The sequence below is a fragment of the Legionella bozemanae genome (assembly GCF_900450575.1).
Taxonomy (GTDB): Bacteria; Pseudomonadota; Gammaproteobacteria; order Legionellales; family Legionellaceae; genus Legionella; species Legionella bozemanae.
In genome coordinates, this window is the sequence record NZ_UGGY01000001.1 from 3,226,266 (window position 1) to 3,237,500 (window position 11,235).

The window sequence follows — 11,235 nt, forward strand, 5'->3', positions numbered from 1 at the left end:
TATGCCTCCAAAAATTTGTTAATCAGTATGTATCGCTGAAAAAGTTAATCGTGTTCGAGTTCGATATCTATTCCAAGTGCACGAATTTCCTTCAATAATACGTTGAAAGATTCAGGCATTCCTGGGTCCATACGATGATCACCATCGACAATATTTTTGTAGATTTTTGTTCTACCTCCAACGTCATCTGATTTCACAGTCAACATTTCCTGTAATGTATAAGCTGCACCATAAGCTTCGAGAGCCCATACTTCCATCTCCCCAAAGCGCTGACCACCAAACTGTGCTTTACCACCTAATGGTTGTTGCGTTACCAGGCTGTATGAGCCAGTTGAGCGAGCATGCATCTTATCATCAACTAAATGGTTTAGTTTCAACATATACATGTAACCTACAGTTACTGGGTTATCAAATTTGTTTCCAGTCCTACCATCAATCAAGAAGGTTTTGCCATCAGAAGACAAATCTGCCAGCTGCAGCATGCGTTTTATTTCTTCTTCAGAAGCACCATCAAAAACAGGTGTTGCCATCGGTACACCAGCTCGCAGATTATCTGCCAATCGGAATAACTCTTCATCATTCAGACAATCCAGATGTACGCGTTGTACATCATCATGGTTGTATATCTTATTCAAAAACGATTTGATTTCAGCTGCATTTTGTTTTGAATCAAGCATCTGAGCAATTTTATTTCCCAAACCTTTTGCAGCTAAACCAAGATGGGTTTCCAACACTTGTCCAATGTTCATACGTGAAGGGACACCCAATGGGTTAAGAACAATATCTACAGCTGTTCCATCTTCCATATGCGGCATGTCTTCAACCGGAACTACAATAGAGATAACCCCTTTGTTTCCATGTCGACCAGCCATTTTATCACCTGGTTGAATACGTCTTTTCACAGCAAGATATACCTTAACAATTTTTAATACACCAGGAGCTAAATCATCTCCTTGAATTATTTTCTTACGGCTATCATTGAAACGCTTTTCCATTTCTTTAGACAACAGCTCAAGCTGTTTTGAAAGTTGTTCCAATTGCTGGCTGATTACATCATTTTCAAGACGAATATCAAACCATTTCTCTCTACCTATCTTATCCAGATATTCTTGGTTTATTTTGGATCCTGGTTTCAGATTTCCTGGACCACCTGTTGCTACCTTATCAAGTACAATGTTCGCTACACGATGGTAAATATCTTCTTCACGAATACGTCGCTCATCAACTAAGTCCTTACGAACTCGAGCTAAATGTTCCTCTTCAATGCTTTTCGCACGCGCATCTTTTTCTAAGCCATCACGTGTAAATACTTGAACATCAATAACCGTACCATTCATTCCTGATGGAACGCGTAATGAAGAGTCTTTAACATCAGAAGCCTTTTCACCAAAAATTGCTCGTAACAACTTCTCTTCAGGAGTAAGTTGGGTTTCACCTTTAGGAGTAACTTTTCCAACCAGAATATCGCCTGCCTTAACTTCAGCTCCGATATAAACCACTCCAGCTTCATCTAAGTTAGAAAGTGCTGATTCACCAACATTTGGAATATCAGCAGTAATTTCTTCAGTGCCTAATTTGGTATCACGTGCAATACAAGTTAACTCTTCAATATGAATCGTCGTGAATCGGTCATCTTGTACAATACGTTCGGATATAAGGATAGAGTCCTCAAAGTTATATCCATTCCACGGCATAAAGGCGACCAATAAATTTTGACCTAGAGCTAATTCACCCATATCAGTACAAGGACCATCCGCTAAGATATCTCCTTTTTGAATTATATCGCCGGTATTAACAATTGGACGTTGATTAATACATGTATCCTGGTTTGAGCGGAAGTACTTAGTCAGGTTGTAAATATCAACACCTGTTTCACCAGCTGTAGTCTCATCATCATTCACGCGAACAACGATACGCGACGCATCAACAAGATCAATTACCCCACCACGTTTTGCAACTACTGAAACTCCTGAATCAGAAGCAACAATACGTTCCATTCCTGTACCTACTAGAGGTTTTTCAGAACGTAAAGTCGGCACTGCTTGCCGCTGCATGTTTGATCCCATCAAAGCACGGTTCGCATCATCATGCTCCAAGAATGGAATTAAAGAAGCAGCAACAGAAACGATCTGCTTGGGTGAAATATCCATGTAGTTAATCTTATCCGGTGTAGTCAATGAAAATTCATTTTGATGTCTACAGGGCACTAGATCTGCAAGAATATTTCCATCCTTATCAAGAGCCACGCTCGATTGTGCAATATACTGATCAACTTCTTCAATGGCTGATAGATATTCAATCTCATCCGTCACACGGCCATTGATTACTTTACGGCATGGAGTCTCAATAAATCCATAATCATTTGTTCTAGCATAAACAGATAATGAATTAATCAAACCAATATTTGGACCTTCTGGTGTTTCAATAGGACAAACACGTCCATAGTGTGTGGTATGAACGTCACGAACTTCAAAGCCTGCTCGTTCACGTGTTAAACCACCTGGGCCCAATGCAGAAACCCTACGTTTGTGTGTCACACCTGATAATGGATTAACTTGGTCCATAAACTGTGATAATTGGCTTGAGCCAAAAAATTCTTTAATTGCAGCAGAAACTGGTTTTGCATTGATTAAATCTTGTGGCATCAGATTTTCAGATTCAACCAAACTTAAACGTTCCTTAACTGCTCTTTCAACACGTACAAGACCGACTCTAAATTGGTTTTCTGTCATTTCACCAACACTACGAACCCTTCGGTTACCTAGGTGGTCAATGTCATCCACCATACCAATACCATTTCTTATATCGATCAATGTCTTGATAACAGCCATTATATCTTCTTTAGTCAAAGTACCTGGGCCATCATCATTTTTTCTACCAACACGTCGATTAAATTTCATTCTACCAACGGCTGATAAATCATAGCGTTCATCAACAAAGAATAAGTTTTTAAACAGGGCTTCAGCTGCTTCTTTAGTTGGTGGTTCACCTGGTCTCATCATACGATAAATTTCAACAAGCGCCTCTAACTGGCTTGAAGTAGGATCAATTTTCAATGTATCTGAAATATAGGAACCATGATCCAAGTCATTAGTATAAATCATGTCAAACTCATGGATTCCATTGGTAGCCATGAGATCGAGAGTCTCCTCAGTTACTTCATCATTTGCTTGTGCAATAAACTCACCAGTAGAAGTATCTATAATATTTTTAGCTAATGTTTTACCTATTAAATAATCACGTGGAACAATCAGATCTTTCATCTGAGCTTTTTCCATTTGTTTAATATGACGCGCAGTAATTCTTCTACCTTGTTCTACAATGAGCTCACCTGTTTCAGGAACAAGAATATCAAACGAAGCAATTTCACCTCGAAGTCGTTGAGGAATTAAATCAATATGGTATTCACCATTTTTAAGATGGCAGCTTGTCATTTCAAAGAACTCACTCAGGATATCCTCTGTTTCGTATCCTAAGGCTCTTAATAAAATGCTTACTGGTAATTTACGTCTTCTATCAATTCGAACATAAACACAGTCTTTTGGATCAAATTCAAAATCTAACCATGATCCACGGTAGGGTATAATACGTGCAGAATACAATAACTTACCAGATGAATGGGTTTTGCCCTTATCATGTTCAAATATCACACCAGGAGAACGATGTAATTGAGAAACAACAACTCTCTCGGTACCATTTACCACAAATGTACCAACATCAGTCATTAAAGGTATTTCACCCATAAAAACATCTTGCTCTCTAATATCTTTGATTGGTTTAGGATCTTCGCTTGCGTCCTTATCAAGAACAACAAGTCTGATTTTGACCCTTAGTGGTGCAGAATAGGTTAAGCCCCTCAATTTGCATTCACGAACATCAAACGCTGGTTCACCCAACTTATAACCAACATATTCCAGTCGTGCATTGCCAGAAAAGCTTTCAATCGGGAATACAGAAGAAAATGCAGCATGCAATCCTGTATTAAATTGTTCGTTTGACTTGCTATCAGCCTGAAGAAAATCCCTATAGGATTTAAGTTGAATTTCAAGCAGATTTGGTATTGCCATTTTATCGGCCTGCTTACCAAAGCTTTTGCGAAATCGTTTTTTCTCAGCATGCGAATATTGAGGTTTAGCTTCTGCAACGGCCATGGTGTTTCCTCTGTAAATTATTGATGACTCAAACACGTAAACCCAGCCATGAAAACCATGGCTGGGTTCTATCTCACTGATATAACTTTATTATTTAACTTCTACTGAAGCACCAGCTTCTTCAAGTTCTTTCTTGATGTTAGCAGCTTCATCTTTAGATACACCTTCTTTAATTGTTGAAGGAGCACCTTCTACTAAGTCTTTAGCTTCTTTCAAGCCAAGACCAGTAATACCACGAACTGCTTTAATTACGTTAACTTTGTTTGCACCGAAACTGGTCATAACAACAGTAAACTCTGTTTGTTCTTCAGCAGCGGCAGCAGCAGCACCAGCAGCTGGAGCAGCAACTGCAACAGCAGCAGCGGCAGCAGAAACGTTGAATTTTTCTTCCATAGCTTCGATTAATTCAACAACTTCCATAACAGACATGTTTGCTATGGTTTCTAAAATATCATTTTTTGACACAGCCATTACTAGCTCCTGATTTAAAATTAATTTAATGATTAAATGAGATTTAACCTGCTTTTTTATCTTTTACTGCTGCTAAGGTTCTAACTAATTTAGCATGTGGCTCAGCAAGAGTTCTGACAAATTTCTCAATTGGCGCTTTCATCACGTACATCAACTTGGCAATTGCCTCATCTCGAGTCGGTAAGCTAGCAACAGCATCAATCTGATTTGCTTGATATACTTTTCCGCCTACTGATAATGCTTTAATCTCAAGTTTGTCAAATGTCTTAGTGAATTCTTTAAGTAGTCTTGCAGCATCACTAGGTGCTTCCAGTGATAATGCAATGAACAACGGGCCTACAAGCGAGTCATTCAAGCATTCAAATTCAGTATTTTTAAAAGCTCTGCGTGTTAATGTATTTCTAACAACACGAAGATAAACACCGGACTTGCGTGCTTCACTACGCAACTGCGTCATTTGATTAACGGTTAAACCACGATAATCAGCAACAACTGCCGAAATAGCCTTTGATGCGACCTCGGTCACTTCTTCAACAACAGCTTTTTTTTCAGCTAAATTTAATGTCACGTTACTGACCTCCTAATTATACAAATCACAAGGATTTGCCAGTTATGGTGGCCGTCTCTTTTAAAATTGGAGCCGGTTCACCGTCTGCGCAGGAAATTAAGCATTAGCACCTGCGGTCTTCGACGGCATGGAACCAAATCTATGCCGTGAATTCTTAAAAATGGGTGACTATATTACACAGGTATTGATGAAATATCAATAGCTATACCAGGGCCCATAGTTGTAGATAAAGAGATTTTCTTTAAATATTGACCTTTAGCAGAAGCAGGTTTTGCTTTTTTAAGATCATTAATTAAAGCAACTATGTTTTCAATGATGTCTTCAGCAGTAAAGTCTACTTTTCCGACAGTACAATGAATAATACCATTCTTGTCAGTTCTATAACGTACTTGACCTGATTTTGCATCTTTCACTGCAGCTTCAACATTAGTAGTTACTGTGCCAACTTTGGGGTTTGGCATCAGACCTCTTGGCCCTAAAACTTGACCTAGCTGTCCAACAATACGCATCGCATCTGGTGTAGCAATAACAACATCGAAGTCCATTGCACCACCTTTGATTTTGTCAGCCAAATCTTCAAATCCAACAATATCAGCACCAGCATCTTTAGCTTTAGTTGCATTATCGCCTTGTGCAAATACAGCTACACGTACAACTTTTCCAGTACCTTTAGGTAGGTTAGTTGATGAACGTACAACCTGATCGGATTTACGAGGATCAACACCCAGGTTAACACTTATATCTAAACTTTCGCGAAATTTGGTTGAAGCAAATTGCTTTAACAGGTTAATTGCTTCACTCGCGCTATATAAATGATTTGACTTAATTGTCTCTATAATCTTCTTTTGTTTTTTAGATACTCTTGCCATGGCATCCCCCTTACTCTAAACCTTCAACGTCAATACCCATACTGCGCGCAGTACCTGCAATACTTCTAACTGCTGCTGCTAAGCTTGCTGCAGTTAAATCAGGTTCTTTAATCTTCGCAATTTCCTCAAGTTGTTTGACGTTAAGTTTAGCCACTTTTTTAGTGTTGGGTGTGCCACTTCCACTTTGAATACCTGCAGCTTTTTTCAGCAGAACAGAAGCCGGTGGTGTCTTAGTGATAAAGGTAAAACTACGATCACTATACACAGTAATTACAACCGGAGTAGGTAATCCTTGCTCCATTTGCTGAGTTGCTGCGTTAAACGCTTTGCAGAATTCCATAATGTTAACACCACGTTGACCCAATGCTGGGCCTACCGGTGGACTTGGATTTGCTTTACCTGCTGGAATTTGCAACTTAATGTAAGCTTCTACTTTTTTTGCCATATTTACTCCTCATGGGTCATGCGCCAGTTTTAGAGAAAGCATGAATTACTTTCCTTTTTTAAATCTCTGGCTCCCCTTTTTTACACAAAATAACCCCGATAACTCTTGTTAAATTTAATATTTAAAAGTTATCAGGGCACCTTAGCGAACTAAGTTTTCTCTACTTGACTAAATTCAAGTTCCACCGGAGTAGAGCGTCCAAAAATCAGGACAGCTACTCTTAATCTATTTTTCTCATAATTGACTTCTTCTACTACTCCGTTAAAGTCAACAAAAGGACCCTCTTTAACGCGAACCACTTCACCTGGCTCAAACAGAATTTTGGGTCTTGGTTTAGTAACACCATCTTCAACACGCTGCATAATTGCACGGGCTTCTTTATCAGTAATAGGGGTAGGAGTTTGGCTGGTTCCACCAATAAAACCTAGAACTCTTGGTATTGCTCTTATCATGTGCCAGGTTTGATCATCCATAACCATGTTCACTAATACATAGCCAGGAAAAAACTTACGTGTACTTTTGCGCTTTTGGCCCGAGCGCATTTCAATCACTTCTTCTGAAGGTACAACAACCTCACCAATTTTATCCTCTAAATTGTGATGTTGAGCGCGAGATTTAATTTCGCGCATAACGAAATTCTCATAACCTGAATAGGCATGTACAACGTACCATTGTTTCGATTTGTGTTCTTCCACCGAATTCACCCTAAATGCGTTATTTTAGCAATTGCCCACATCATCACTGAATCGACACCCCAGAGTATAAATCCGGTCACTGCAACCATAACAATAACAATGGTTGTTGTCTGTATCGTCTCTTGGCGAGTTGGCCAAACGACTTTTAACAATTCAACTTTTGACTCTTGAGCGAATTTAAAAACTTGTTTACCTGCAGTTGTCATATAGCCAAAAAATAAAGTCAATAATAGCCACCCAAGCCATATTATTGACAGAATTGGACCTGAAAAAGTGTAGTAATATGTACAAAAAAATGCCACTGCAGTTATAAGAACTACAGCAATCCATGAAAATATATCTTTCGTATTGCTTTGCTTTTCGTTCGAACTTTTCATATTCACTTGTAAGTTGGCAGGCCAGGAGGGAATCGAACCCCCAACCTGCGGTTTTGGAGACCGCCACTCTGCCAATTGAGCTACTGGCCTAAATTAATTGGCATGAATCAGTAACTCATGCCAACACAATTTAACTTTATTACTCGATAATTTTCGCAACAACACCGGCGCCTACAGTACGGCCACCTTCCCGAATTGCGAAACGTAAACCTTCATCCATCGCAATAGGTGCATGCAGGTGAATGGTCAATTGTACGTTATCACCAGGCATTACCATTTCCACCCCAGATGGAAGATCACAGGTTCCAGTTACGTCTGTCGTTCTGAAATAAAACTGTGGTCTGTATCCATTGAAGAATGGTGTATGTCGTCCACCTTCTTCTTTTGATAATACGTATACTTCTGCTTCAAATTTTGTATGAGGCTTAATTGTGCCTGGCTTAGCTAATACCTGGCCACGCTCAACTTCATCACGTTTGGTTCCACGTAATAACACGCCAACGTTGTCACCAGCTCGACCCTCATCCAACAACTTACGGAACATTTCAACGCCTGTGCAGGTGGTTTTTTGAGTGTCACGAATTCCAACAATCTCAATCTCTTCACCCACTTTAACGATACCACTCTCTACGCGTCCGGTTACTACTGTGCCTCGTCCAGAAATAGAGAAGACGTCTTCGATTGGTAACAAAAATGCTTTATCAATGTTACGTACTGGCTCAGGTATGTAGGAATCCATAGTCTCAACCAATTTCTCAATCGCTTTAACTCCGATATCACTGTCATCACCTTCTAATGCTTTCAATGCAGAACCAACAACAATCGGAATATCATCGCCAGGAAAATCGTAACTGCTTAATAAGTCACGTACTTCCATCTCAACCAACTCTAACAACTCAGGGTCGTCTACCATATCTGCTTTATTCATGAACACAACAATATAGGGTACTCCTACCTGACGTGATAACAATATGTGTTCACGTGTTTGTGGCATTGGACCATCCGCCGCTGATACTACAAGTATCGCTCCGTCCATTTGCGCCGCACCGGTAATCATGTTCTTAACATAGTCAGCATGTCCAGGGCAATCTACGTGCGCATAGTGTCTGTTTGCTGATTCATATTCTACGTGAGCTGTAGATATTGTAATACCTCGCTCCCGCTCTTCGGGTGCTGCATCAATCTGGTCATACGCTTTGGCTGTGCCACCAAATTTCTTTGCCATAATTGTGGTAATAGCCGCAGTTAATGTAGTCTTACCGTGGTCTACGTGACCAATCGTGCCAACGTTTACGTGTGGCTTCTTACGCTCAAATTTTTCCTTCGCCATTGGAAAGTCTCCCCCATTGCTAAATTGACATTATGGTGCCCACAACTGGACTCGAACCAACGACCTCTTCCTTACCAAGGAAGTGCTCTACCGCCTGAGCTATGTGGGCTTATATCAGCTTGCAGCTTCATAAAGCAAGCAAATATTTCTATTTCTAATTTGGAGCGGGTGATGGGAATCGAACCCACGCTATCAGCTTGGAAGGCTGAAGTTCTACCATTGAACTACACCCGCTTTATCCTTCTTTTTAACTGGTGGAGGGGGAAGGATTCGAACCTTCGAAGGCAGAGCCGTCAGATTTACAGTCTGATCCCTTTGACCGCTCGGGAACCCCTCCAAAAAGAACGCTATTGTCTTTTAAGATGAATAGAATGTCAACATTTTGTTAACGGCCAACCTAATAAGAATGGTGCTGGCACCAGGAATCGAACCCGGGACCTACTGATTACAAGTCAGTTGCTCTACCAACTGAGCTACGCCAGCATGTACGCTTTTGCCTATTTTCAATCAGGCTTTACAGTGATATTTTGTTTTTAATTATCACTTAAATAAAACCCTGGCGATGACCTACTTTCACATGAGGAGACCTCACACTATCATTGGCGCGGGTTCGTTTCACTTCTGAGTTCGAGATGGAATCAGGTGGTTCCAAACCGCTATGGTCGCCAGGAAAACTGGTTTGCATGAACAATGGGCGTATTATACCCGAATCATGCATTAGGTAAATAAAGAGTTCACATATATTTCAGCATTTAGGCTGAGGGTTACCCAACCTAGATGCTCTTGTATTCAATCAGTCACTCTGAAGTAACTCAGATTATATGGTCAAGACAATCAGCCAATTAGTACAAGTTAGCTTCACACATTACTGCGCTTCCACACCTTGCCTATCAACGTCGTAGTCTTCAACGGGCTTCATGGGAAAACTCATCTTGAGGGAGGCTTCCCGCTTAGATGCTTTCAGCGGTTATCCCGTCCGAACTTAGCTACCCGGCAATGCCACTGGCGTGACAACCGGTACACCAGAGGTTCGTCCACTCCGGTCCTCTCGTACTAGGAGCAGCTCCTCTCAATTTTCCTACGCCCACGGCAGATAGGGACCGAACTGTCTCACGACGTTCTAAACCCAGCTCGCGTACCACTTTAAATGGCGAACAGCCATACCCTTGGGACCTGCTTCAGCCCCAGGATGTGATGAGCCGACATCGAGGTGCCAAACACCGCCGTCGATATGAACTCTTGGGCGGTATCAGCCTGTTATCCCCGGAGTACCTTTTATCCGTTGAGCGATGGCCCTTCCATTCAGAACCACCGGATCACTAAGACCAACTTTCGTTCCTGCTCGAGCCGTCGCTCTCGCAGTCAAGCACCCTTATGCCTTTACACTCTTGGTACGATGTCCGACCGTACCGAGGGTACCTTTGTGCTCCTCCGTTACTCTTTGGGAGGAGACCGCCCCAGTCAAACTACCCATCATACACTGTCCTCATCCCGGATTACGGGACTAAGTTAGAACCTCAATAACAACAGGGTGGTATTTCAAGGTCGGCTCCATAAGCACTAGCGTGCCTACTTCTTAGCCTCCCACCTATCCTACACAGTCATCATCAAAGTCCAGTGCAAAACTATAGTAAAGGTTCACGGGGTCTTTCCGTCTAGCCGCGGGTACACTGCATCTTCACAGCGATTTCAATTTCACTGAGTCTCGGGTGGAGACAGTGTGGCCATCGTTACGCCATTCGTGCAGGTCGGAACTTACCCGACAAGGAATTTCGCTACCTTAGGACCGTTATAGTTACGGCCGCCGTTTACCGGGGCTTCGATCAAGAGCTTCTCCGAAGATAACCCCATCAATTAACCTTCCGGCACCGGGCAGGCGTCACACCCTATACGTCTTCTTACGAATTTGCAGAGTGCTGTGTTTTTAATAAACAGTCGCAGCCACCTGGTCTCTGCGGCCCTCTCCAGCTCTACGCGCAGGCGTATCACCAAAAAGGGCGTACCTTCTCCCGAAGTTACGGTACCATTTTGCCTAGTTCCTTCACCCGAGTTCTCTCAAGCGCCTTAGTATTCTCTACCTGTCCACCTGTGTCGGTTTGCGGTACGGTTCTCTATAAGTTATGGCTAGCAGCTTTTCCTGGAAGCCGGGCATCAATGACTTCGCTGTACACCGAAGTGTCAGCACCATGTCGCACCTCAGAGTTAACAATGGTCCGGATTTGCCTAAACCATCCCCCTACATGCACATACCAGGACAACCAACGCCTGGCTCATCTAGCCTTCTTCGTCCCCACTTCACCACTTATAAAAAGTCCAGGAATATTAACCT

At 41.7% G+C, this 11,235-nt stretch carries 8 protein-coding genes, 5 tRNA genes and 2 rRNA genes (1 of these 15 cut by a window edge); all 15 read right to left on the minus strand.

What is annotated here, in order from left to right:
• Positions 1-44: 44 nt before the first annotated feature.
• Positions 45-4,151, minus strand: a complete 4,107-nt coding sequence (gene rpoB / locus DY223_RS14335; protein ID WP_058459059.1) for a DNA-directed RNA polymerase subunit beta — start codon at positions 4,149-4,151, stop codon at positions 45-47.
• 90 nt (positions 4,152-4,241) lie between these two features.
• The gene (gene rplL, locus DY223_RS14340; RefSeq protein ID WP_058459058.1) at positions 4,242-4,622 is read right to left on the minus strand and encodes a 50S ribosomal protein L7/L12; all 381 of its coding nucleotides are present in this window, start codon (positions 4,620-4,622) and stop codon (positions 4,242-4,244) included.
• Between the two features lie 43 nt (positions 4,623-4,665).
• Positions 4,666-5,190, minus strand: a complete 525-nt coding sequence (gene rplJ / locus DY223_RS14345) for a 50S ribosomal protein L10 (RefSeq protein ID WP_058459057.1) — start codon at positions 5,188-5,190, stop codon at positions 4,666-4,668.
• Positions 5,191-5,363: 173 nt separating this feature from the next.
• A complete protein-coding gene (gene rplA / locus DY223_RS14350) occupies positions 5,364-6,059 on the minus strand; it encodes a 50S ribosomal protein L1 (RefSeq protein ID WP_058459056.1) in 696 nt (231 codons plus the stop codon).
• Positions 6,060-6,069: 10 nt separating this feature from the next.
• On the minus strand, positions 6,070-6,504 hold the full coding sequence (rplK, locus tag DY223_RS14355) for a 50S ribosomal protein L11 (RefSeq protein ID WP_010654844.1): 435 nt from the start codon (positions 6,502-6,504) through the stop codon (positions 6,070-6,072).
• Positions 6,505-6,653: 149 nt separating this feature from the next.
• Positions 6,654-7,199: a transcription termination/antitermination protein NusG gene (gene nusG, locus DY223_RS14360; protein ID WP_058459055.1), complete on the minus strand. Its 546-nt coding sequence runs from the start codon at positions 7,197-7,199 to the stop codon at positions 6,654-6,656.
• Positions 7,200-7,204: 5 nt separating this feature from the next.
• Positions 7,205-7,576, minus strand: a complete 372-nt coding sequence (gene secE, locus DY223_RS14365) for a preprotein translocase subunit SecE (protein WP_058459054.1) — start codon at positions 7,574-7,576, stop codon at positions 7,205-7,207.
• Positions 7,577-7,590: 14 nt separating this feature from the next.
• A tRNA-Trp gene (locus DY223_RS14370) sits at positions 7,591-7,666 on the minus strand.
• Positions 7,667-7,715: 49 nt separating this feature from the next.
• Positions 7,716-8,906: an elongation factor Tu gene (gene tuf, locus DY223_RS14375; protein ID WP_058458804.1), complete on the minus strand. Its 1,191-nt coding sequence runs from the start codon at positions 8,904-8,906 to the stop codon at positions 7,716-7,718.
• 33 nt (positions 8,907-8,939) lie between these two features.
• Positions 8,940-9,015: transfer RNA gene (locus DY223_RS14380), tRNA-Thr, on the minus strand.
• 51 nt (positions 9,016-9,066) lie between these two features.
• Positions 9,067-9,140, minus strand: a tRNA-Gly gene (locus DY223_RS14385).
• Between the two features lie 18 nt (positions 9,141-9,158).
• Positions 9,159-9,243, minus strand: a tRNA-Tyr gene (locus DY223_RS14390).
• Between the two features lie 70 nt (positions 9,244-9,313).
• A tRNA-Thr gene (locus DY223_RS14395) sits at positions 9,314-9,389 on the minus strand.
• A gap of 71 nt (positions 9,390-9,460) precedes the next feature.
• Positions 9,461-9,576 (minus strand): 5S ribosomal RNA (gene rrf / locus DY223_RS14400).
• Positions 9,577-9,727: 151 nt separating this feature from the next.
• Positions 9,728-11,235: ribosomal RNA gene (locus DY223_RS14405) — 23S ribosomal RNA — on the minus strand (it continues 1,388 nt past the right edge of the window).

Coding starts and splice junctions, on each gene's coding strand:
- rpoB (WP_058459059.1), bottom strand. CDS start 4,151: ATGGCCGTTGCAGAAGCTAAACCTCAATATTCGCATGCTGAGAAAAAA.
- rplL (WP_058459058.1), bottom strand. CDS start 4,622: ATGGCTGTGTCAAAAAATGATATTTTAGAAACCATAGCAAACATGTCT.
- rplA (WP_058459056.1), bottom strand. CDS start 6,059: ATGGCAAGAGTATCTAAAAAACAAAAGAAGATTATAGAGACAATTAAG.
- rplK (WP_010654844.1), bottom strand. CDS start 6,504: ATGGCAAAAAAAGTAGAAGCTTACATTAAGTTGCAAATTCCAGCAGGT.
- secE (WP_058459054.1), bottom strand. CDS start 7,576: ATGAAAAGTTCGAACGAAAAGCAAAGCAATACGAAAGATATATTTTCA.
- tuf (WP_058458804.1), bottom strand. CDS start 8,906: ATGGCGAAGGAAAAATTTGAGCGTAAGAAGCCACACGTAAACGTTGGC.